This is a genomic window from uncultured Sutterella sp. (genome assembly GCF_937923675.1).
Taxonomy (GTDB): domain Bacteria; phylum Pseudomonadota; class Gammaproteobacteria; order Burkholderiales; family Burkholderiaceae_F; genus Sutterella.
Map to the genome: position 1 here is coordinate 31,361 of NZ_CALDXB010000061.1, position 22,581 is coordinate 53,941.

General features: G+C 60.2%; 20 protein-coding genes. 9 read left to right on the top strand and 11 right to left on the bottom strand.

All coding sequences use genetic code 11. From position 1 onward, the window contains the following. Window positions 1–136 precede the first annotated feature (136 nt). Entirely contained in the window at window positions 137–1,351 is a 1,215-nt protein-coding gene (locus Q0106_RS07340) for an ATP-binding protein (protein WP_297610960.1), read from the top strand. 206 nt (window positions 1,352–1,557) lie between these two features. Here Q0106_RS07340 and dut read toward each other — a convergent pair whose 3' ends face one another. The 5 genes from dut to Q0106_RS07365 form a co-directional block, all read right to left on the bottom strand. Then, window positions 1,558–2,004 (bottom strand): dUTP diphosphatase, encoded by a 447-nt coding sequence (dut, locus tag Q0106_RS07345; RefSeq protein ID WP_174857865.1) that lies wholly within the window; start codon window positions 2,002–2,004, stop codon window positions 1,558–1,560. 47 nt (window positions 2,005–2,051) lie between these two features. Then, window positions 2,052–3,266, bottom strand: a complete 1,215-nt coding sequence (gene coaBC / locus Q0106_RS07350; protein WP_297610965.1) for a bifunctional phosphopantothenoylcysteine decarboxylase/phosphopantothenate--cysteine ligase CoaBC — start codon at window positions 3,264–3,266, stop codon at window positions 2,052–2,054. A gap of 157 nt (window positions 3,267–3,423) precedes the next feature. Further along, complete coding sequence (gene lspA, locus Q0106_RS07355; RefSeq protein WP_297610968.1) at window positions 3,424–3,954, bottom strand: signal peptidase II; 531 nt, start codon at window positions 3,952–3,954, stop codon at window positions 3,424–3,426. After that, window positions 3,955–6,804 carry an isoleucine--tRNA ligase gene (ileS, locus tag Q0106_RS07360; protein WP_297610971.1) on the bottom strand — a complete coding sequence of 950 codons (2,850 nt, stop codon included), beginning with the start codon at window positions 6,802–6,804 and terminating at the stop codon, window positions 3,955–3,957. Between the two features lie 200 nt (window positions 6,805–7,004). Next, complete coding sequence (locus Q0106_RS07365; protein WP_297610974.1) at window positions 7,005–7,964, bottom strand: bifunctional riboflavin kinase/FAD synthetase; 960 nt, start codon at window positions 7,962–7,964, stop codon at window positions 7,005–7,007. A gap of 255 nt (window positions 7,965–8,219) precedes the next feature. Between Q0106_RS07365 and purN the strand changes: the two genes are divergently transcribed. Then, the gene (gene purN / locus Q0106_RS07370; RefSeq protein ID WP_297610977.1) at window positions 8,220–8,870 is read left to right on the top strand and encodes a phosphoribosylglycinamide formyltransferase; all 651 of its coding nucleotides are present in this window, start codon (window positions 8,220–8,222) and stop codon (window positions 8,868–8,870) included. Between the two features lie 87 nt (window positions 8,871–8,957). Beyond that, a complete protein-coding gene (locus Q0106_RS07375; RefSeq protein ID WP_297610980.1) occupies window positions 8,958–10,436 on the top strand; it encodes an RsmB/NOP family class I SAM-dependent RNA methyltransferase in 1,479 nt (492 codons plus the stop codon). A gap of 129 nt (window positions 10,437–10,565) precedes the next feature. On the opposite strand, the gene Q0106_RS07380 is transcribed toward Q0106_RS07375, so the two are convergent. The 4 genes from Q0106_RS07380 to ispH form a co-directional block, all read right to left on the bottom strand. Then, a complete protein-coding gene (locus tag Q0106_RS07380) occupies window positions 10,566–11,036 on the bottom strand; it encodes a CYTH domain-containing protein (protein WP_297610983.1) in 471 nt (156 codons plus the stop codon). Between the two features lie 42 nt (window positions 11,037–11,078). Further along, entirely contained in the window at window positions 11,079–12,677 is a 1,599-nt protein-coding gene (locus Q0106_RS07385; protein WP_297610986.1) for a Na/Pi symporter, read from the bottom strand. A gap of 143 nt (window positions 12,678–12,820) precedes the next feature. Further along, a complete protein-coding gene (ybaK, locus tag Q0106_RS07390) occupies window positions 12,821–13,312 on the bottom strand; it encodes a Cys-tRNA(Pro) deacylase (RefSeq protein ID WP_139688696.1) in 492 nt (163 codons plus the stop codon). Between the two features lie 136 nt (window positions 13,313–13,448). Further along, window positions 13,449–14,417: a 4-hydroxy-3-methylbut-2-enyl diphosphate reductase gene (ispH, locus tag Q0106_RS07395; protein WP_297610989.1), complete on the bottom strand. Its 969-nt coding sequence runs from the start codon at window positions 14,415–14,417 to the stop codon at window positions 13,449–13,451. Window positions 14,418–14,713: 296 nt separating this feature from the next. Here ispH and rpmB point away from each other — a divergent pair, with 296 nt between their 5' ends. From rpmB to Q0106_RS07410, 3 genes are all read left to right on the top strand, one after another. Beyond that, window positions 14,714–14,947, top strand: a complete 234-nt coding sequence (rpmB, locus tag Q0106_RS07400; protein WP_139688698.1) for a 50S ribosomal protein L28 — start codon at window positions 14,714–14,716, stop codon at window positions 14,945–14,947. Window positions 14,948–14,962: 15 nt separating this feature from the next. Next, window positions 14,963–15,130: a 50S ribosomal protein L33 gene (gene rpmG / locus Q0106_RS07405; RefSeq protein WP_139688699.1), complete on the top strand. Its 168-nt coding sequence runs from the start codon at window positions 14,963–14,965 to the stop codon at window positions 15,128–15,130. Between the two features lie 294 nt (window positions 15,131–15,424). After that, window positions 15,425–15,763 carry a hypothetical protein gene (locus Q0106_RS07410; protein ID WP_297610994.1) on the top strand — a complete coding sequence of 113 codons (339 nt, stop codon included), beginning with the start codon at window positions 15,425–15,427 and terminating at the stop codon, window positions 15,761–15,763. A 94-nt stretch (window positions 15,764–15,857) separates the two neighbouring features. On the opposite strand, the gene Q0106_RS07415 is transcribed toward Q0106_RS07410, so the two are convergent. Together Q0106_RS07415 and tsaD are read right to left on the bottom strand one after the other, a co-directional pair. After that, a complete protein-coding gene (locus Q0106_RS07415; RefSeq protein ID WP_297610997.1) occupies window positions 15,858–17,210 on the bottom strand; it encodes an MFS transporter in 1,353 nt (450 codons plus the stop codon). A gap of 328 nt (window positions 17,211–17,538) precedes the next feature. Further along, window positions 17,539–18,603, bottom strand: coding sequence for a tRNA (adenosine(37)-N6)-threonylcarbamoyltransferase complex transferase subunit TsaD (tsaD, locus tag Q0106_RS07420; protein WP_297611001.1), 1,065 nt, complete (start codon window positions 18,601–18,603; stop codon window positions 17,539–17,541). A gap of 233 nt (window positions 18,604–18,836) precedes the next feature. Between tsaD and rpsU the strand changes: the two genes are divergently transcribed. The 3 genes from rpsU to dnaG all read left to right on the top strand — a co-directional run bounded on the left by rpsU (window position 18,837) and on the right by dnaG (window position 22,362). Further along, window positions 18,837–19,049 (top strand): 30S ribosomal protein S21, encoded by a 213-nt coding sequence (gene rpsU, locus Q0106_RS07425; RefSeq protein ID WP_139688702.1) that lies wholly within the window; start codon window positions 18,837–18,839, stop codon window positions 19,047–19,049. 67 nt (window positions 19,050–19,116) lie between these two features. Then, complete coding sequence (locus tag Q0106_RS07430; protein ID WP_297611005.1) at window positions 19,117–19,569, top strand: GatB/YqeY domain-containing protein; 453 nt, start codon at window positions 19,117–19,119, stop codon at window positions 19,567–19,569. A 240-nt stretch (window positions 19,570–19,809) separates the two neighbouring features. After that, window positions 19,810–22,362 carry a DNA primase gene (gene dnaG, locus Q0106_RS07435; RefSeq protein WP_297611009.1) on the top strand — a complete coding sequence of 851 codons (2,553 nt, stop codon included), beginning with the start codon at window positions 19,810–19,812 and terminating at the stop codon, window positions 22,360–22,362. Window positions 22,363–22,581: the final 219 nt, after the last annotated feature.

The following is a 22,581-nucleotide window of genomic DNA, read 5'->3' on the forward strand; positions in this document are numbered from 1 at the left end:
TCAACAGGAAGAACCGCAGATTCTCTTCGCTGGAATCTGCGGTTTTTATATTGATTATTATGAGAATTCTTTTATAAGAGAAAAATATCGAATAAATGCAGTAAAATTCTTTTATAAAAGAATTTCTTTTGATCTCATGCATATGTATCCGCGCCCGCTCTACCTCGAACAACTTCTTCAGTTCAGAGACAGTCCCGTCGTCAAGGTGATTACGGGAATGCGCCGCTGCGGGAAAAGCGCGCTGCTTGAGCTCTATAGGGATGCATTGCTCAATAGCGGCGTACCCCCTGAAAGAATCTTCAGCTTCAATTTTGAATCTCTCGCTAATGCCGATCTGCTCGACTATATGGCGCTCTACAAGCGCGTCATGGCGAATGCCGGGGAGACGAAAGAAAAGGTCTATCTTCTCTTCGATGAAATTCAGGAAGTGGAAGGCTGGCAGAAGGCCGTCAACGCTTTCCGGGTGGATCTCAATGCCGACATTACCATTACCGGCTCCAATGCAAGGCTCCTGTCCGGTGAGCTTGCAACGCTCATTGCCGGGCGCTACGTCGAAATCCGCGTCTGGCCGCTGAGCTTTGCGGAATTTCTGCTCTTTAACGGCCTGAAGATCGAATCGTGCGACCTCCAGAAGGCTTTCGACGCCTTTGTCCGTCAGGGAGGCCTCCCGGGGCTGCACCAGATCAGCGGCGGCATGGAAGCCCGGATGCAGTACCTGGGCGACATCTTCGACGCCGTGCTGCTCAAAGACGTCGTGCAGCGCAATAAGGTGCGGGATGTCGAGCTCCTCTCAAGAATTATCATGTTTTTAATGGATAATATTGGAAGCCCATTTTCCGCGAAGACTGTATCGGACTTTCTGAAGAGCCAGGGGAGAAAGCTCAGCACGGAAACCGTATACAACTACCTCAGCTTTCTCGAGCGCGCCTTCATCATTGAGAAGGCGAGCCGCTTCGACCTCAAGGGCAAAAAACTTCTCGAGACGCAGGAAAAGATTTTTGTCTGCGATACCGGCATTCGCAATGCGGTGGTCGGCTTCCGCCCTGGCGACATCGCCGGGCTTCTCGAAAACATCGTCTATCTCAATCTGAGGCAGAAGGGATACGACGTGACCATCGGGAAGCTCGATGCGCTCGAGGTTGACTTCATCGCCAGGAAGCGCGAAGAGCAGATCTACATCCAGGTCTGCTACCTGCTCACCGATGAGAGCCGGGCGCGGGAGCTTGCCCCGCTTCAGAAAATCAAGGACAACTACCCGAAATTCCTTCTTACGATGAGTCCTATGGCAGAAGGATCCATAGATGGGATAATAATTAAAGATTTTATTAAATATTTGTTAGCCTTTGATTGATAAATAAAATTTTTCCGGATTGAAGAGAGTAATCCTCAGTTGTTTTTCTTTTGCCTGCAGGATTCAGCCGATGCCGGTGCGGCCGGCATCGGCTTGAGCGGCCTCAGGACTGCGCGGCAAGCAAGTGCTGAAGCGGGTTCGCAGCACTTCCCTGCCGAAGAAATGCTGAGCGCTTCAACCCGTTGATGCGCTCTGCATTGAGGTGTTTATTCAACGCCCGTGGAGCCGAAGCCGCCCGTGCCTCGCTCGGAGGCGTCGAAGGACTCGACGATGCGGAACTCAGGCTGAACGACCGGGACGACGATCAGCTGCGCGAGGCGCTCGAAGGGCGTCACTTCATAGGGTTCGGAACTTCTGTTCCAGATGGAAAGCATGAGTTCGCCCTGGTAATCGCTGTCGATGAGGCCGACGAGATTGCCGAGCACGATGCCCTTTTTATGTCCGAGGCCGGAGCGCGGAAGAATGAGCGCGGCAAAGCCCGGGTCGGCGACGTGAATGGCGAGACCCGTATGAAGGAGCTTCGTTTCGCCCGGGGCAACCACGAGCGGCGCATCCAGAATGGCGCGCAGGTCGACGCCGGCGGAGCCCGGCGTTGCCGTTTTGGGAAGATGTTCGCGGGCGCGTTCGTCAAGAATCTTGAGGTCGATGAGCATGGTGTCTGTGAATTCCGTGTCGGCTTCAATGTGAATCGAAGGTGGAATTATCCACGGCGCGCGAGCTCCCGTGCAGCTGCCGCCACAATGAATTCAGCGCACTCGCGCTTGGAAGCAGGGCCGAAATGCTCCTCCTCAGAGGCGCTCACGATGCGGATGGCATTTTCTTCGGAATGAAGCGCGAAGCGCGCATCGTTGGCGACGATGAGCGCGGCGTGCTTGCGGATCAGCTTCTCGCGCGCAAAAGCAGTGAGCGTTGCGCCCTCTGCCGTCTCCGCGGCGAAGCCGATCGTGACCGGGGCACCGGGGCGCTCGCCCACGCGGGCGAGGATGTCGGGATTCTCGCTCCAGAGGAGGTCCTGAAGCGCCGAGTGGCCGGAAGCATCCTTCTTGATTTTGCGCATCGACACCGCGCCCGGACGCCAGTCGGCGACGGCGGCAACGCCGATGAAGAGGTCGCAGGGGGATTGGTCGAGCTCGGTCTGAACCGCCTGATCCATGTCCCGGGCGGAAACCACGTCAATGCGGCGCACGCCGACGGGCGTCGCGAGACTGACAGGTCCCGCGATGAGCGTGACTTCGGCGCCCGCATTTCTCGCGGCGCGCGCGATTTCAAAGCCCTGGCGGCCGCTCGAGCGGTTGGTGACGCCGCGCACCGGGTCGATCGCTTCGTAGGTGGGGCCGGCGGTAATGATGACGCGCTTCCCGACAAGCGTCTTGGGCGAAAAGAGGGCGTCCGCAAGCTCGCAGACTTCGGCGGGCTCCATCATGCGCCCGGCTCCCTTGTCGCCGCACGCCTGAAGGCCTTCGACGGGGCCGAAAAACGCGGCGCCGTCAAGCTTCAGGTGCTCCACATTGCGCTTTAAGGCGGGATTGGCCCACATCGCCTGATTCATGGCCGGGACGAAGGCGATCGGAGAGCGTCTCGCGGCAATGAGCGTGCTCGCGAGGTCGTCGGCGATGCCGTTTGCCGCCTTGGCGATGAGGTTCGCAGTAGCGGGCATCACGAGAATGAGGTCCGACGTGCGGGAAAGCTCAATATGGGGCATCACGGAGTAAGGGTTCTTCGCCCATTCGGTCGTGAGCGCGGGCTTGCCCGTGAGCGCTTCGAAGGTGAGCGGCGTCACGAATTCCGCGGCGTGTTCGGTGAGCACGACCTGAACTTCGGCGCCTCTCTTCATCAGAAGACGCGCTGCCTCGCAGCTCTTGAAGGCGGCAATGCCGCCCGAAACGATAAGCGTGATGCGTTTGCCCTGGAGCATGAATTCCCCTGACGGCTGACAGATGAAAGAAATGCTTGAATTCTGCCTGAAAGAGGTCGTCAGAGGCAGTCCTTTTCTGCACGAAAATTGGCAACAAAAAGCGCCTCCTTCCGGGATGGAAGAAAGCGCTTTCGAAGGGAAAAGCTTTGGCAAAAGCCTATTTTTCCTTATTCACGTGACGGAATTCATCGATGACGATGCCCGCGGCTCCCATGCAGATTGCAATATCGGCCACATTGAATGCGGGCCAGTGCCAGTTTCTCCAGTAGAAGTCGAGGAAGTCGATCACGTACCCGGAAGTCATCCGGTCGCAGAGGTTTCCGAGCGCCCCCGCGCCGATGAGCGTGAGGGAGAGGCTGAAGAGAAACCGTGCGTTGTGGCGCCAGAGCATTCTGAGCACCACAAAGACGACGACGAGCGCAAAGGCGGAGAGCACCCACCGCTGCCAGCCGCCCATTTCAGCAAGGAATGAGAAGGCCGCGCCGTAATTGTGGGCGAGCACCAGGTTGAAGCCCGGCAGCACCGGATGAATGTCGCCCGGGTCGAACGCCCGCTCGAACCAGAACTTGGTCGCCTGGTCGAGCGAGAGAACGACAAACCCGAAGAGCGTCCAGAGGCTGAATTTCAGGGGCGTCGCCCGGCCGGGGGCCGGTCGGGCGGCGCGCTTCATGTCAACTCTCTGAGCCATTTACGCGAAGAGGCGCTTTTCGCCGGCGCCGAAGAGGTTCGAGACGCAGCGCGGGCAGAGGGTCGGGTGTTCGGCATTGCTGCCGACGCCCGGCACGTAGTGCCAGCAGCGTTCGCACTTCTTTTCTTCCGACGGACGAACGGTGATCTTCACCTCGTCACCCTCGGCCTTCACGAGCTTCACTTCGGACATGATCATCACGAAGCGGAGTTCGTCGCCCAGGGATTCGAGAACCTCGTAGAGGCCCGCGGGCGCCGCGATTTCGCCTGTCGTCTGGAGGGACGACCCGATCGTGCCGCTCGCACGCTCGTCTTCGATCGCCTTCTGAACGTCGGCGCGGACGGCGCGGATCTTCGCCCACTTGTCGAGGAGATCCTTGTCGCCGCCCACTTCGGGGAGGTGCTCGAAGGTTTCGACGAAGATGGTCTCGGCCTTGTTGGGCGAGAAGACCTTGAAGGCTTCCTCGGCCGTGAAGGAGAGGATCGGCGCGATGAGGCGCAGAAGCATCTTCGTGATGAGGTAGAGCGCGGTCTGAGCCGAACGGCGGGCGAGGCTCTTCGGGGCCGTCGTGTAGAGACGGTCCTTGAGAACGTCGAGGTAGAAGGAGCCGAGGTCGGTCGAGGCGAAGGTCTGCAGGAGCGTCACCACGTTGTGGAAGCGGTAGTCCTTGTACTCGGCGAGCACGCGCTTCTGGAAGTCTTCCGCATAGGCGATCGCCCAGCGGTCGAGTTCGAGCATGTCGTCAAGCGCCACGGCTTCCTTCGAGTAGTCGAAGTCCGAGGTGTTGGCGAGGAGGAAGCGCAGCGTATTGCGGATGCGGCGGTAGGATTCCACGACGCGGTTCAGAATCGTCGGACCGAGGCGCAGTTCGCCCGAGTAGTCGGTGGAGGCAACCCAGAGGCGCAGAATTTCAGCGCCGAACTTGTCGCTGATTTCCTGCGGACGGACGATGTTGCCCTTCGACTTCGACATCTTCTCGCCCTTTTCATCGACGCAGAAGCCGTGGGTGAGAAGCTGGTTGTAGGGCGGACGGCCGTCGAGCATCGTGCCCGTGAGGAGCGACGAATGGAACCAGCCGCGGTGCTGGTCGGAGCCCTCAAGATAGAGGTCGGCAGGCCACGAGAGGATGTCCTTGTGGGAGCCGCGGAGCACCGTGTAGTGGGTCGTGCCCGAATCGAACCAGACGTCGAGAATGTCGGTCGACTTCACGTAGTCCTTGGCGTCCTCGCCGAGGAGGTCCTCGGGCTTCACCTTGGCCCAGGCTTCGATGCCGCCTTCAGCGACGAGCTTCTCGACCTTCTTCATGATTTCGAGCGTGTCGGGGTGAAGTTCGCCCGTCGACTTCGAAAGGAAGAAGGGAAGCGGCACGCCCCAGTTGCGCTGACGCGAGATGCACCAGTCGGGACGATTTTCAATCATCGCGTAGAGGCGGTTGATGCCCCACTCGGGGAAGAACTTCGTCGCCTTCACGCCTTCGAGCGCCGCTTCGCGGAGCGTCTTTTCGGACGAGGGAAGGCCGAGCACGCTCTTCGTATCCTCATCGGGCGCATCCATGCGGACGAACCACTGGGCGGTCGCGCGATAGATGAGCGGCGTCTTGTGGCGCCAGCAGTGCATGTAGCTGTGGGTCATCTTCCCGGAGGAGAGAAGAGCGCCCGCAACGCGCAGCGTGTCGAGGATCTTGGGGTTGGCCTGCCAGATGTTCATGCCGGCAAAGAAGGGAAGCCATTCGGCATAGGTGCCGTCGCCCATCACCGGGTTGAGCACCTGGTCGTTCGTCATGCCGTGCTTCTTGCACGATACGAAGTCGTCCACGCCGTAGGCCGGAGCCGAGTGCACGATGCCCGTACCGGACGTGGCTTCAACGTAGTCGGCGAGGTAGACGGGCGAGTAGCGGCGGTAGCCCTCGTGCATGTCGTAGAGCGGGTGCTTGAAGCGCACGCCCTCGAATTCGGCGCCCATGGCGGTGGCGGCAACCTTGCCTGTCAGGCCGTAGCGCTTGAGGCATTCTTCCGTCAGGTCCTTCCCGAGGATGAGGTAGCGGTCGCCGCAGTCGACGAGAGCGTACTCGAGCTCGGGGTGCATGTTGAGCGCCTGGTTGGCGGGGATCGTCCAGGGCGTCGTCGTCCAGATGACGATCGAGCAGGGCTTTTCGATCTTCATGCCGAAGATCTTCTCGACGCGCTCGTGGTCTTCGTCCGTAAGGGCGAAGGCGACGTCGAGCATCGGCGACTCCTTGTCCTTATATTCGACTTCCGCTTCAGCGAGCGCGCTCTGGCAGTCAAAGCACCAGTTGACGGGCTTCAGGCCGCGGTAGACGTAGCCCTTTTCCATGATGAGGCGCAGCGCACGGATTTCAGCAGCTTCCGTGTCGTAGCGCATGGTGCGGTACGGATTGTCCCAGAGGCCGAGAACGCCGAGGCGCTTGAAGTCGGCGAGCTGGAGCTTCGACTGCTCCATCGCATAGGCGCGGGCGAGCGACTGCATCTTGTCGACGGGGAGGTTCTTGCCGTGCTGCTTTTCAATCTGCACTTCGATCGGCATGCCGTGGCAGTCCCAGCCCGGGACGTAGGGCGCGCAGAAGCCTTCGAGGGTCTTCTCCTTGACGATCATGTCCTTCAGGATCTTGTTGACCGCGTGACCGAGGTGAATTGCGCCGTTGGCGTAGGGAGGGCCGTCGTGAAGAATGAACTTCTTCGCGTCGCGGCGTGCGTCGAGAATGCGCTCGACAATCTTCTTTTCATCCCATTCGCGAATCCAGCCCGGTTCGCGCTTGGGGAGGTTCCCTCGCATCGGGAAGGGTGTATCCGGCAGGTTGAGCGGATACTTCTTATCGTCAGCTTGTGCCATTTTGGTCAAAACTCCTGGCCCCCTCGGGCTCTTCAGGTCGAACGCTGCGGGCGGCCCCTGATGCGGGACGCGGCGCGTGAGTGCGTTCAGTTGGTTTCAAGGAAAAATCCCCGTGCTTCTGTTGCCGCCTGAGACTTCCGTTTCGGGAGAGATCCGTTGGCGGACTCTTTTCATGAGTCCGGGATCTCTCCCTTTGGAATTCACTCAGGCGTTCCCGGGGCAAGCCCGAGAATCTGACGCGCGCGGGCGGCGTCGTTTCTGATGGCGGCCGTAAGTTCGGGGAGGCCGCTGAATTTCTGTTCCGCACGTATTCGCTCTATGAAGCGAACGCAGATGTTTCTGCCGTAGGCGTCGCCGTGCCAGTCAAAGAGATGGGTCTCAAGGAGCCAGCGCTTTGAGCTCGTCACCGTCGGGCGAAGCCCGAGAGAAGCAACGCCCGGAATGCTCGCGCCCGGGAGAATCCCCTCGACGCGAACGGCAAAGACGCCCGAGAGCGCAGGACGCGCACGGCTTCCGGGCGGAATCGGAGCAATGTTGAGCGTGGGGTAGCCGAGCGTGCGCCCGAGCGCCTGACCGTGAATCACGCGGCCCGACATCGTGTAGGGGCGCCCGAGCATGAGGGCCGTTTCATAAAAGTCCCCGGCAGCCAGGGCTTCCCTCACGCGGGTGGAGCTCACCTTCCTTTCGCCGTGAAAGAGGAGCGGCGAAATCCACGTTTCGAAATGATGTTCCTTTCCGAAATTCACGAGGTCATGGGCATCGGCCGCACGGCCGCTCCCGAAGCGGAAGTCTTCGCCCACGGTGATCCAGCGGCAGTCGAGCCCGTTGACGAGCACCTCCTTCACGAAGTGCTCCGCCCCTTCGCGGGCAATGCGCTCGTTGAAGGGCAGCATGTAGATCCGCTCCACGCCGCAGTCGAGAATGCGCTTCACCTTGTCGAAAAGCGTCGAAATGCGCGGAACCGGATCAAGATGCGGGAAGTATTCCCGCGGATGGGGTTCGAACGTAAGCACGGAAGGCACGAGACCGCGATCCTTGGCGGCATCGACCATGCCGTGAAGAAGCGCCTGGTGGCCCGTGTGCACGCCGTCGAAATTGCCGATGGCGATGGCGCTCGGAACGCGCAGGCGGGGATCAGGGAGACCGCGGAAAACGTGCATGTGAATGACGGAATAAAAAGGAATTTCTGGAGCGAAAAATTATACTGTTGAGCGGCTGGCACTTCTCCCGGAAGCAGAGTTTTGCCCTCCCGACCCGCTCTGATTCTGAATCGAGGCCAGAGTGACTAGGGGATTTCACTCAAGACGCAGAGAATTAATCCCGGGCTCCCGGCAATCCGAAAGCGCCCGCGCGCTTAGAATGTCCGCCCACTCCATACCCTCCATTTCTTTTCTCGCCCGTGCGGGGACTCTTTCATGAAGAACATCGTCATTCTGCTTTCCGGCCGCGGAAGCAATTTTGAAGCCATCCTGCGTACGGCGCGCGCTGAAAACTGGGAAGCCGCCGGCCTCAGAATCGCCGCGGTCTTCTCGAACCGCCCGGACGCCAAGGGGCTCGCGACTGCCCGCGCCGAAGGCCTGGACGCCTTTGCGGTCGACCACAAGGCCTTCCCCACGCGCGAGGCTTTTGAAGAAGAGCTCGCGCGTCAGATCGAGCCCTATGAACCCGCCGTCATCGTGCTCGCGGGCTTCATGCGCATCCTGACGGCGGGCTTCGTTTCCCGCTGGGAAGGAAAGATTCTCAACATTCACCCGGCGCTCCTGCCCCTCTTCCCGGGGCTCGATACGCACCGCCGCTGCATTGAAGCGGGCTGCCGCGTTCACGGGTCGACCGTGCACTTCGTCTCCGCCGTTCTCGACGGGGGCGCGATCATCGGTCAGTCCGTGGTGCCGGTGATGACGACCGACACGCCCGATACGCTTGCCGCCCGCCTTCTTCCCTATGAGCACAAGGTGTATCCGAAGTGCGTGAAGGCGGTTGCCGAAGGCCGCGTGAAGCTCGTTGACGGCCGCGCCGTGATGGACGACGCCACCGCGCGCGAACTTGCCGTCTTTTACGCGGAATAACGCTTTCCGCTCTGAACCCTATTTATTTCGGGACGCTCAGTGAAGCGAAGGCGCTTCCTCCCAACGTCCCCCTGACCGAGACAGAACATGCCTGAAAATCATCCCCGGCGCCGCGCCTTTGAAATGCAGAAGCCCCGCCGTACGGAGCGCGCCGAACCGGGCCGCCGCCGCACTGAACGCCAGATTGCCGCCGACAAGCGCCGCCGCGAGGAGCGCGCCCGCGAAGGCTTCGTAAAGCACTCGGGCCCGAAGACTCCCGAACACCGCATGGCGCCCCGCGCGCCCGGCCGCGTCCGCGTGACGACCCTGATCGTTGACGAGCTCGCCCGCGCGCTCAAGGTGATTCTCAAGTTCGACGGCCCGGCCGACGTACTGATGAAGCTTTTCTTCAAGAGCAACCCGCAGCTCGGCATGCGCGACCGCGGCATCATCGCCGAAGGCATCTACGATGCGCTTCGCCGCTACGGCACGCTTCGCGCCGCCATGCGTCCGGTGCATCCGGACCGCGCGCCGAAGCTTGCGGCCCTTGCCGTCCTTGCCCGTCAGCACGGCATCGAAGCGATTTCGCCCGCCGCCATCGGCTCCGAGGAAGGCCCCCTGAAGAATGTCCTCGCCTTTGATGCAGAAAAAGCGCCCGCGCATGTGCGCGCCGAGCTTCCGCAGTGGCTCTTCGACCTGATTGAGGCGCAGTACCCGGATTCGCAGGACCTCTACCGCGCGATGACGGAGGGCGCTCCGCTTGATCTTCGCGTGAACCTCCTGAAGGCGACGCGCGAGGAAGTGCTCGCCGAGCTCGCGAAGAACGGCGTTGAGGCGCTCCCGACGCCGCTTTCGCCCGACGGCGTGCGTCTTCCGACAAAGCCCGGCCTCACCCGCTGGCCGATCTACAAGGACGGCCTCGTCGACGTGCAGGATGAAGGCTCGCAGCTGATCGCGCGCCTCCTCACGCCCCGCCGCCGCGAGATGGTCTGCGACTTCTGCGCGGGCGCGGGCGGCAAGACTCTTGCATTGGGCGCTCTCATGCGCTCGACCGGCAGTCTCTACGCCTTCGACGTGAATGAGAAGCGCCTCGCTGGGCTCGCTCCCCGCATGCGCCGCGCCGGCCTCACGAACGTTCATCCGATCGCGATCAGAAGCGAACAGGATCAGCGCGTGAGGAGGTTGAACGGCAAGTTCGACCGCGTTCTCGTCGATGCCCCCTGCACGGGCACGGGAACGCTGAGGCGCAACCCCGACCTCAAGTGGCGTCTTTCGCCCGAGGAGCTCGAGCGCATCAACGCCATCCAGAAGAGCGTGCTCGCGAGCGCAGCGAAGCTCGTGAAGAAGGGCGGACGCCTCGTTTATGCGACCTGCTCGCTTCTGAAGCGCGAAAACCAGGACGTCGTGGAGGCCTTCCTCGCGGCCAATCCAGGCTGGCGTCTCGTTCCCGTGAAGGAAGTGTTCGAGCAGCAGGGGATTCACTTCGGTCCCGGCCAGCTCGAGCGCTTCGAGGGCTACATGCAGCTCCTGCCGCACGTGAACAACACGGACGGCTTCTTCGCTGCCGTGCTCGAGCGCGATGAATAACACGCAGCGCTGAAAAAGCGCTGCTCTGAAAAGACCAGAAGGCCCGGAAAGTTCCGGGCCTTCGTCGCAAAAAGGCACTTAAAACACAGAAGGACGGGTGAAGACCGTCTTTCTCGTTCCGATCAAGAGTTAGTCCTTCCAGGTGCTGAACGGGTGCCGCACCAGGTTGGAATTGAAGTAGCGGGGATCGTCCGAGACTTCCTTTCCCACCCATTCGGGCTTTTCAAACGGCGTCTGCTCGTCGGGCAGCTCGATTTCCGCGACGATGAGTCCTTCGTTGACGCCGAGGAATTCATCCACCTCCCAGGTGAACGCGCCCATCGGGATTTTGTAGCGGATCTTTTCGATGATCGGCTTTTCCGCAAGGTTCTCCAGCATGGCGACGCAGTCGTCATAGGGAATGGCGTATTCGAACTCAAGCCGGGTGACGACCCTCGTCGGCCCCTTCACGGTGAGGACGGCTTTGTCCCCCATTGTCCGGATGCGCACGCTCCGTTCCTTGCTGCTGTTGAGGTATCCCTGTCGATAGGAAACGCCTGGGGCGAGCTTTCGCCAGGCGTCGCCGGTCACAAGAAATTTTCTTTCGATTTCCTTTGCCATAGCGGATTAGCCTTTTACTGAAAAATCAATTGATTGATGAAATCAGGCGGATCGTGCGGCGTTGAGAAGAATGGATGCCGTACGCCGGTAGAGCGCAAGGAGCTCCACATGAAGCGCGCTCGTTTCAATCGATTCGGAAACGCCCGACGAAACGCGGCTCATGTGCCGGACGACAAGTTCAAAGTCCCGGCTCATCAGACTTTCCTCGTCGCCTGAAATCTTCCGGAGGAGCGCCTTGTTCTCATTTGTTTCGATGAGTTCGCATACGCCGTGAAGCATTTTTGCGACGTCGTCGTGAGTTTCAAGGAGCTCCTTCAGGCCCGGGGGCGAAAAGAACCGGCTGTCGCGCCATTTGTTCTTTCGCACGGATTTGAAGATCTGGGTGCTTACGCTGAGTGCAAAGCCGAGCGAATCACTTAAGTTCGAGAGCCTGTCCCACTCGAGAGACTCCTCCTTGGTGAGCCCGATCCGGACCACTGCGGCGAGGTACGAGGAGACTGCCCGGCATCGCCTTCGCAGCAGCTTTCTGCGGCTTTCCATCATGAGAAGTTCGCCGGCCGGGGGATTGATGGCGAGCATCCGGCGCAGATCCGCCCAGTATCGCTCGAGAATCTCCGCCGTTTTGAGGATCTCCCCGCGGGCAAGCCTCAGGGATGTTTTCGCGGAAAGGAGATTTTCTTCCGCCAGAAGCTCGACCTCGCCTTCCGTAGGGAAGGGTTTGGACGGAAGGCGCGCATCAATGAATCTCGAAGCCGGGCCGACAAAGATGAGGCCGAGCGCGCAGATTACGGTGTTGTAGGCAAGATGAAAGAGAATGATCCCGTCGGGGAGAGATCCGAAGAACGCTTTCAGAGGCGTTGAGAAGCCGAGCGCGAGCGCGCCGGCAATAAAGCCCGCCGTACGAAAGAGGCCGTTTCCGAGGGGCGCCTTCCTTGCCGTGCGCGAGCTCCCCGTCGTCGTCAGAATGGCAAGCAGGGCGCTTCCGAGATTGGCGCCGAGAACGAGCCAGAGGCCGGCTTCGCCCGAGAGAATGCCTGAAGCGTGAAATGCCGCTGCGGTGGCGACGACTGCGAGGCTCGAAAAGAAGAGAAGCGCGAGGACGATGCCGAGGAGCACGCTTGCGGCAGGCCAGGCATCCATCCAGGCGGCGGCACTGACGAGCGCTTCGCTCTCGCGCAGAGGCAGCGTGCTCTCCATGATCATCCGAAGCGCGATCAGGATGAAGGCAAGACCGAGCAGAATGCGGCCGAACTGACCGGAGCGCTCGTCCGTGTGCCGCAGAAAGAGGATCGTGCCGATGATGATGAGGACGGGTGCGGCCGCTGAAAGGTCGAGCGTGAGAATGCGCACCATGAAGGCGCTTCCCACATCCGCTCCGAGGACGGCAGAGAGCGCAATGGCCGTGGTGATGAGGCCGCCTGCCTGAAGACCGGCGAGAAGCAGTGCGGACGCCGTCGAACTCTGCAGAAGTGCGGCGAGTGAAAAGCCGGCAAGGAATCCGAAAAAGCGGTTTTTGAGCGATTTGGCCAGTCCGACCCGGAGCGTCTCTCCGAATGTCCGGAGGATTCCGGTCTTCACGACATAGGTGCCCCAGACAAGGAGTGCAACGGCGCTGGCTATCTGAAGCAGAAGGAAGGTCATGCGGCGGGGTTCTTCAATATAAGTCTGTCGGTATGAGCTTTTATTCTATTGTGCGAAAGCCGCAGCCCATAAGGAAAGAGGCGCCGAAACGATTCGGACGCCTCTTTGGATGGCCGGAGCCGGCAGGAACTGCCGGCCGCTCCTTATTCGGGATTTGCACAGTGCACCGGCTTGGCACCGAGCACGTCGGTCAGAACCTTCGGGTCGATGCCGACCTGATAGCCGCGGCGGCCGCCGTTGATGAAGATGTGATCGAGCTCGAGGATCGTATCCTCAACATAGACGGGCATCTTCTTCTTCGTGCCGAAGGGAGAGGTGCCGCCCACAAAGTAGCCCGAATTCCTCTGCGCCTGTTCGGGCTTGCAGGGAGCAACGTGCTTCACGCCGATCTGGCGGGCGAGGTTCTTGGTAGAGACCTCGCAGTCGCCGTGCATGAGAATGATGAGGGGCTTCTTGTTCTCGTCCTCCATCACGAGCGTCTTGATGACGTGGTGATGGTCGAGCCCGCAGGCGGAGGCGGCGAGCGCCGTGCCGCCGTGCTCGACGTATTCGTACGACTTTTCTTCAAAGGGAATCTTGTGTTCCTTGAGCCACTGCGTCGCGGGCGTAAGGCTCTGGTGCTGAGACTTTGACATCGGCATTCACCTCAACTCAAAAGCTTTGGACGGCCGGCTTCAGGCCGGCCCTTGGTTTAATGATTTGCGGGTTAATACTAGCCTCTTCGGAGCCGGTCAGACGAGGGACTACGGTGATGCGTCAGAGGCGGCGAGGTTATTTACCTGCCTTCTCGGCCTGAGCGGCTTCAAGATCGCTTTCCCAGAGACCCTTCGGCAGCGGAAAGGCGACGCTTTCCTCTTCGCCCTCGAGCGTGCGGACTTCCGTGGCGCCCGCATGTTCCCTCAGCCAGTCGACCACGCCCTGAACGAGGCTTTCGGGAGCGGAGGCGCCCGCAGTGAGGCCGACGCATTTGACGCCCTTCAGCCACGCGGGGTCGACGTGTTCAGCAGAGTCGACGAGCCAGGCGCGCACGCCGGCACGCTCCGCGACTTCGCGCAGGCGGTTGGAATTTGAACTCGTGGCGGAACCGATCACGAGAACTGCGTCTACACCGGCCTCCGCGAGCTTCTTCACGGCGACCTGGCGGTTCTGCGTTGCGTAGCAGATGTCCTGACGCTTGGGTTCATGAATGTGCGGGTAGCGCGCCTTAAGCGCCTCAATCACGTCGCGGCTGTCGTCGGCGCTGATGGTGGTCTGCGTCACGTAGGCGAGCGTGTCGGCGTCCGTATAGGGGAGCTTCGCCACGTCGGCGGGTTTTTCAATGAGGCGGATGCCGTCCTCGACCTGGCCCATGGTGCCTTCGACCTCCGGATGGCCGGCATGGCCGATCATGAGAATGGTGCGGCCTTCGCGGCGCATGCGCCCGACTTCCTTATGCACCTTGGTGACGAGGGGGCACGTTGCGTCAAAGACGCGCAGCCCGCGTTCCTCGGCTTCCCGGGCAACGGCCTTCGGAACGCCGTGAGCGGAAAAGACGACTGTTGCGCCCTCCGGTACGTCGGAAAGGTTGTCGACGAAGACGGCGCCCCGGGCGCGGAGGCTTTCGACAACCGTGCGGTTGTGCACGATTTCGTGACGAACATATATTGGAGCGCCGTAAATGGCGAGCGCTCTTTCTACAATGGCGATGGCACGCGTGACGCCGGCGCAGAAACCGCGCGGCTGAGCAAGAAGAACCTGCATGAGAAAGCCTCTGAAATGGAGTCTGAGGCAACAGATTAAAGAAAAACGGGCTTTTTCGCACACATCACGCGCGGACTCGAGTACAATTCGCTCCCTGTCATATTCTCCGCGCCGCCGGGAACCCTGTACTGACACTGTGGGGGGCCAAGCCGCGACGCGCCGATTCAACGGCGCCGATGCAGGTGGCGACGCATCCGGAGAGTGACTAGTTTTAACTTTTTATTGCGCTCGTTTGGCACAGCATTCCTTCAAAAGATGCTCAGCGCCTGCGAGACGTATTTTCTTTGGAGTTAAAGATGGCACGAGTGTGTCAAGTCACCGGTAAGGCGCCGATGGTCGGCCATCAGGTCTCGCACGCGAATAACAAGACCAAGCGTCGCTTCATGCCGAATCTGCAGTATCGCCGTTTCTGGGTTGAGAGCGAAAACCGCTGGGTTCGTCTTCGTCTGACGAATGCGGGCCTGCGTACGGTCGATAAGGTTGGCATTGATGCTGTTCTCGCGGATCTTCGCGCCCGCGGCGAAATCTAATTAAGGAGTTTCACCATGGCGAAAAGCGCTCGCGATAAGATCAAGCTCGAGTCCACGGCTGGCACGGGTCATTTCTATACCACGACCAAGAACCGCAAGACTCAGTCTGGCAAGATGGAAATCTCCAAGTACGATCCGGTTGCCCGCAAGCACGTGATCTACAAGGAAACGAAGCTCAAGTAATTCCCGCTTGAGTTCTGTTCCGGTCCGCGCATGCTGAAAGGCATGCGAGAGGACGGCCGCAGAAAGCCCGGTGCAGTTTATTCGGCATCGGGCTTTGCTGTATCCGGATCTCTCAAAAAGCAAAACGTCCTGAATACGCGACGCTGATTACTCCGCCTTCCGGGAAGCGGCTAAACATGCAATATTCGAAGCAGTAAAGAGACGCGAGCATCGCGTCAATGCCTTCAGGCCGGCTTGAGGTCGCGAGGGAAGGACATCGCCGGACGCTGCCCGGCAAAGGAAATATGGAAATCCATGGCTACCTTGAAGCTTCCTGAAGGCGTGACCTACCTTCAGGCCCATACCGCAGTGAGCGCCAAAGAATTTTTGAGTGAAACGGACTTTGCAGCGTTCTGCCGCAAGCATGGCTATGACGCCGCCGACGTGGATGCCTGGGCCGAATGGTTCAGAACTCATCCGGATGTCGTGGACAAGAAAGCGCATGATGCGCAGATGTCGTCAATGGCCGAACTCAGGAAGGAAATCGCCCGGAAGGACCGGGTACTCTCCCGGAAAGAGAAGGCTCTGGCAGATGCCGAGACAATGCTGATGCTTGCTAAAAAAGCAGAGGCGATCTGGAATAAGAGACGCTGATAAGAGCATCCGGACATGAAAAAAGCCGCATTCCCATCCGAACCGGACGGAAACGCGGCTTTTCTTTTGGAAGCTTCAGAGCTTCAGCGAACCATTACATTGCACCCGAAAGCGCAGTGTTCGTATTCGTATTGCCGTTCCCGTAGACGCGCTTCATTGCAACGGCGCAGCCGATTGCCATGAGGCCGAGGACGACGACGTAGAAGCCGAGGCCGAGGCTGCCGATCGAATCAGGATGAAGCTTGCCGTAGGTGTGAAGCGCAAAGCAGAGCTGCGGAGTCACGGCGCCGGAAAGCGCATAGCTGATGTTGTAGGCGAACGAGATGCCGGAGAAGCGGATGCGGGCCGGGAAGACGTCCGACATGAAGATCGGGCAGAAGTTGTAGAGACCGGCAAAAAAGCAGGTCGCAACGTACCAGAAGGCGACGAACGCGGTGTTGGGTTCAGCCGTATAGAGGTTGTGGCAGAAGAGGAGCGCGGAGGCGGCGAAGCCGATCGCGTACCAGGTGCAGAGGCGAGCCGGGCTCAGGTGGTCGGCAAGAATGCCCGAGAGCACGCACGAGGCGACGATCGAGACAATGCCGGCCATCTGCAGGTAGGTCGTTTCAACCGGCGTGAACTTGAGAAGTCCGCCCGTGAAGCCAGGCATCATCAGAATGAAGATGACGATGCAGCCCGTGAGGACCCAGGTGATCACGAAGGAGAGGTAGACGCCGAAACGGGAGGTGCGGAGCACTTCAGCAAGCGGGAACTTGGCAAGCGCCTTGCTCTCGCGCATCTTCTTGAAGACCGGGGTTTCCTGAAGGAAGCGGCGGAGGTAGATCGAGATCAGGCCGAAGATGCCGCCGAGCACGAAGGGAACGCGCCACGCCCAGTCGGAGAGCTCCGCCTGCGTGTAGATCGTGTTCATCACGAGGGCGACGATGGCGCCGAGCAGAATGCCGCCCGTCACGCAGGCCGTCAGAATGCCGATGAACTTGTTCTTGTGACCCTGCGGGGCATGCTCCTGAATGAAGACCCAGGCGCCGGGAAGTTCGCCGCCAATCGCGATGCCCTGGCAGATTCGAACGAGTATGAGGAAGATCGGCGCAGCATAACCAATCGTTTCATAGGTAGGAATCACCGCCAGAGAGAAGGTCGGAATGACCATCAGGGCGATTGAAAGCATGAACATGTTCTTGCGGCCGAACTTGTCGCCGAAGTGCGCCATGACGACGCCGCCGAGCGGACGGGCAAGGTAGCCGGCGGCAAAGGTGCCGTAGGTGTTGAGGAGCGCCCAGAATTCACCGATTCCTGCCGGGAAGAAATGCTGGGAAATAATCTTCGCAAAGAAGAAGACGATGATGAAGTCGTAAAACTCGAGGATGCCCCCGAGGGACGATAGTCCGAGCGTCTTTACTTCCTCCCGGGAGAGAGACGCTGAAGAAGTTTGCTGCTGCGTTTCCATTTTTTATGTAAAGGATGTTGGATTTTCGAATCTATCTCTTCGTTTACCAAAGAGATGTGAAAGGAGAAACTGCCCTTTCACGGGAAGCATCCTAATCATTTGCTCAGTCATTGGAGTACTCCAAACCCCTAAGGTAAACGAGATTAGTAATCGTTTGGAGGTATGTGCGCACAACATTTGTGCCGTTTCTCAACAAGATTGAGCAAAAGCGCTTAGTTCTGGATCGTGCTTGTTTTCAAGGAAAAAATGGAAAAAGAAAAAACGCCCGGATTCCGTGTGGAACGCCGGGCGTTTTGACGCGTGAGTCGGGGAGAAGCGAAGCGCTCACTCAAACCGTGAGCGCTTCAGGCACCTGAGCCCTCGGGAGGCTTTCAAGCGGCCAGCGGGGACGCACGCCGAAGGAAAGCTTCTCAACGAGCGCATCCCGTTCTTCCTGCGTCATGGATTCGAGGCGCGCGATGCCGGCGGCGGCAATCATGGCGCCGTTGTCCGTGCAGAGGCGCATGGGCGGGAAGTAGATTCTGCCGCGGCGGCGCTCGACTTCCTGAGTGAGCCGCTCGCGAAGCTGCCGGTTGGCGGAGACGCCCCCCGCAACGACGACATGGTTGAGGCGCGTCATCTTGATGGCGCGCACGAGCTTTGCGGCGAGGACGTCGACCAAAGCGTCGACGAACCCGCGGGCAAGATTGGCCCGGAAGGCTTCGTCCTTCGGATCGGGGGCGTTCGTTACCGCCGTGAGAACCGAGGTCTTGAGGCCCGAGAAGCTCATCATGAGGTTGGGCGCATGAATCATCGGGCGCGCGAGCTCGATCGCGCCGGGCTCACCCTTCTCGGCGAGCGCAGAGACGGCGGGGCCGCCCGGATAGGGAAGGCCGAGGAGCTGAGCCGTCTTGTCGAAGGCTTCGCCCGCGGCGTCGTCGAGCGTTTCGCCTAAGAGCTCGTAGGAACCGAAGGATTCCACCCGGAGGATCTGCGTGTGGCCGCCCGAAACGAGGAGCGCGAGGAAGGGAAATTGCGGCGCGGGCTTCGCAAGCCGCACGGCGAGGAGGTGTCCTTCGAGGTGATGGACGCCCACTACCGGGATCCCGAGCGCAAAGCCCATGGCGTGCGCAACGGCGTTTCCGGCAAGGAGGGCGCCCGCAAGCCCCGGGCCTTCCGTGACGGCAATGGCCGTGATGTCGCGGCGGGTCTTTCCCGCCTTGGCGAGAACTTCATCGGTGAGCGCAACAACGCGCCGGATGTGATCGCGGCTCGCGAGCTCGGGCACCACGCCGCCGTAGGCGCGGTGCATGTCGATCTGAGTATGGAGCGCATCGGCGAGGAGCCCTTCCGTATCGGAAATGAGGGCGGCGCCGGTTTCGTCGCAGGATGATTCAATACCAAGAACTAGCATAGTGGGCGTCATTCTAATTAAAGGAGAGCTGCGGGACTGCCTCTTCGGACCGGCAAAAAGAGAGGCTTCGGGCGCAGCGCTCAAAAACGCAGAAAAAAATTGCCTTCCGGCGTTGAAGTATGCATGCGCTTTATGAGAAAATTCGCGCTTCGTACTCGGCCGCATCTTGCCCCGGAACCAGACGCGTGCCCGAGTTTTTCATACATTTCCGGGTCATCACAACCAGGTGTCGAATGCCTACTATTCGCGTTAAAGAGAACGAACCCTTCGAAGTCGCCATGCGTCGCTTCAAGCGCACCATCGAGAAGTCCGGTCTTCTGACCGAGCTCCGTGCGCGTGAATTCTACGAAAAGCCCACCGCTGAACGTAAGCGCAAGAAGGCGGCTGCCGTCAAGCGCCACTACAAGCGTCTGCGCAGCATGATGCTCCCGAAGAAGCTCTACTAATTGCTTCTCTTTGGCCTTCCGGATGGTCCGGAACGGCTTTCAGAAATAATCTGATATCGCTCGAAGGATGGTGATGATTAAAGACAGAATCCGCGAAGATATGAAGGCCGCTATGCGTTCGCATGATGCCGACCGTCTGAGCACGATTCGTCTCCTTCTCGCTGCGATCAAGCAGCGGGAAATCGATGAAAAGATCGATGCGACGGACGATCAGGTGATGGAAATCATCACCAAGATGGTCAAGCAGCGCCGCGACTCGGTCGAACAGTATCGCGCTGGCGGTCGTGAGGACCTGGCCGGCAAGGAACAGAATGAAATCGATGTGCTCTCGGGATATCTTCCCAAGCAGCTCACGGATGACGAAGTCATCGCGATCATCGATGAAGCTGTTGCTGCCGCAGGCGTCACGGGCATGGCCGGCATGGGCAAGGTGATGGGCGCCGTGAAGGCGAAGGTTACCGGCCGCGCCGATCTCGGCAAGGTCTCCGCCCTGGTGAAGGCCCGCCTCACCGCGAAGTAATCGCTGTTCGGCTCTGCTTCAGGCCGCCGGCATCGGGAAGCTGAAAGCACCGGATGCCGATGAGGCCGAAAGCTTCATATCGCCGCAGGGCTCTCCGGAAAGATTGAGGGCGCTGCGGAAAGAAGGAAGACCCCGGAGTCAATCTTCGGGGTTTTTCTTTTTGCATGCGAAGCGTTTTTCCCTCAGAATTCGATTCGGCATTTCTGCCGGATCTGATTTTTCTTCTTCCCTGCGCATTCCATGATCCCTGAGGGCTTCATTACGAGTCTCCTTGACCGCGCCGACATCGTCGACGTGGTGGGCCGCTACGTGACCCTCAAGAAGGGCGGACGCAACTTCATGGCGTGCTGTCCCTTCCACAAGGAAAAGACGCCGTCCTTTTCGGTAAGCCCCTCGAAGCAGATCTTCAAATGCTTCGGCTGCGGCAAGGCAGGCAATGCCATCGGCTTCCTGATGGACATTGAGCGCCTCGATTTTCCCGATGCCGTGAGGCGCCTCGCGGAAATCTACGGCATGGAAGTGCCCGAGGACCGAACGCCCGGAAGACAGGAAGCAAGGAAAAAAGCCCGCGCGCTTTCGGACTTCATGAAGGAAGCGGCGGACTACTACACGTCCTGCCTCAGGAATTCCACAAAGGCGATCGACTACCTGAAGGCCCGCGAAATTTCGGGCGAAACGGCGGAACGCTTCGGCCTCGGCTACTCGCCCGACGGCTGGCACGGACTCGAAGCCGTCTTCCCCGGCGACCGCTACAAAGCGCAGGAGCTCCTCACCACCGGACTCGTGCTCGAAAAGAACGGCCGGCGCTACGACGCCTTCCGCGACCGCATCATGTTCCCGATCCGTTCGCCCAAGGGAACGGTCATCGGGTTCGGCGCCCGAACGATGAAGGGGGACGAGCAGCCTAAATACCTCAACAGTCCCGAGACTCCCATCTATCACAAGGGAAGCGAACTTTACGGGCTTTATGAGGGACGGGCGGCGATCATCGAAAAGGGCCGCGCCATCGTCTGCGAAGGCTACATGGACGTGATTCAGCTCTCGCAGGCGGGGTTCCGCGAAGCCGTGGCGGCTCTCGGCACCTCGATCACGCCCGAGCACGTGAAGAAGCTCTTCAAGCTCTCCGACTCCGTCTACTTCTCCTTTGACGGCGACAGCGCCGGCAGAAAGGCGGCAAAGCGCGCGCTCGACGCGGCGCTCCCCGTCATCAGCGACGACCAGGCGGCGCACTTCGTGCTTCTGCCTCCGGAGCACGATCCCGACAGCCTCATCAAGGCCGAGGGGCCGGAAGCCTATGAGCGCGAGATGGAGAAGTCGCTTCCCCTCACCGTATTTCTGAAGAGCATTCTCGTCGAAGGAAAGGAGCTTATTTACGCCGAGGAGCGCGCGAAGCTCGTGGCGCAGGCGAAGCCCCTCATTCTTTCGATGAAGAGCGCTCCGGTGCTGAAGCTCTCCCTCATGAAGGAGATTGCGGCGCTTGCGCGCCTGCAGCTCGAGGATCTCGAAAGAGAGTGGGGCGTGGCGACCGAAAGAAAGACGGTGGAGCGCCCGTCTTCTGCAGCTTTCCCGCGTCCGGGCAGCCCGAATGCAGGGCGCTTCGGCGGCTGGGACGCGCGCTTTGACTGGAGGCGCCGTCCGGCGCCTGAGCCGAGAATCGGCGTCCAGGACGTGCGCGACCGCATGCTGCAGTGCTTTCTTGCCTATCCGCAGCTTCTCGGCGAATTCAGCGCTCAGATTGAAGACGAATTCGTCATGAGTCCGAGTCCCGCGGCCAACCGGATCGTTGAGGTCTGGCGGGCTGCCGCGGGCGAGGATGACGGGGAGCCGATGTCGCCTGCCGCGCTCCTGATGCGGCTCTCGGATTCTCCGGATGCCGCGAGGTACGAGTCCCTTCTTGCGGGCGAGCTTACGCTCGATACGCCGGAGGAAGGCGCACGGCTCGAACTGCGCCGCGCTTTCCTCGATCTGGAACTCGAGCGCGTCAAGTCGCGCGAGCTCGTGCTCGGGAGTTCCGGCGCCGCGATTGAGGAGCTGAGGCGCCTCAAGTGCCGCCGCACGGAACTGATGAAGCTCATTGAAAAGGCGGTCGCGGACGAGCGCGTCTATCGCCGCGAGCAGGAGGATGTCTCCCGCACGCGCGAATTTGCAAAAAACGAGTTGGGTGAAGGCGCGACTGCTCTCTCCGACAACCCCAAGGTGCGCGCCATCCAGGAGCTCCTCTTCGGGAAAATGCGCGCGGACGGAAAGGAAGCGAAACGAATTCCGGCCGAGGCTGCGGCGCAGGCGCCGGCCGCTGCCGCTCCTCCGGCAGCCTCTCCCTTCGGAGCGCCGCCGTCGCCCTTCGGGAATCCTCCGGCGCCTGCTCAGCTGCCCGCAGCATCCGTCGCTTCGCCCTTCGGCGCGCCGCCTGCGCCGCAGACGTCGCCTTTTGGCGCTCCTCCCGCCGCATCTCCCGGGGTGCCGGTGATGAAGCCTTCAGAACCGGCTCCCGCTCCCGCCCGGGCTGCGGACGACTCGCCGCGCTCGCGCCGCGATGCCATTGCAAGGGCCTTGCGCGAGCAGGCCGAGAAGCGTGCCGGCATGCGGCTCGAAGACCCGGATCAGGATTATCCGGAGGATCCGGGCGCCTTCGCCGCTGATGCGGATGCCGCGATGCCGCCCGAAATGCCGGAGGGCTTCGGCGCTGATATGGCCGACGAAGAGTTCTCCGGCCTTCTCGAAGAGGCTCAGGACAATCTTCCCGGCGACATGCCCGGTGCTGATCCCGACATGCGCGGTTCCGGCCGCTTCTGAAAACCGGAAGCGCAATCCGGCATGCGGAAATCAAGATTGGTTACATCTTGTTGCAAATAATCATTTGCCAGATCTTGATTTTCCTTGTGGTTTTCACGAATTGTCGGGTTAAAAATCCGTTCATGTGGCAAAATTTAGAACGATCCCCCTGATTTTTTTGGGGTGCTCAGCCAGGAAAGGAGAGAGAAAAAATGACATTTCTCTTTCAAAGTTTCTGCG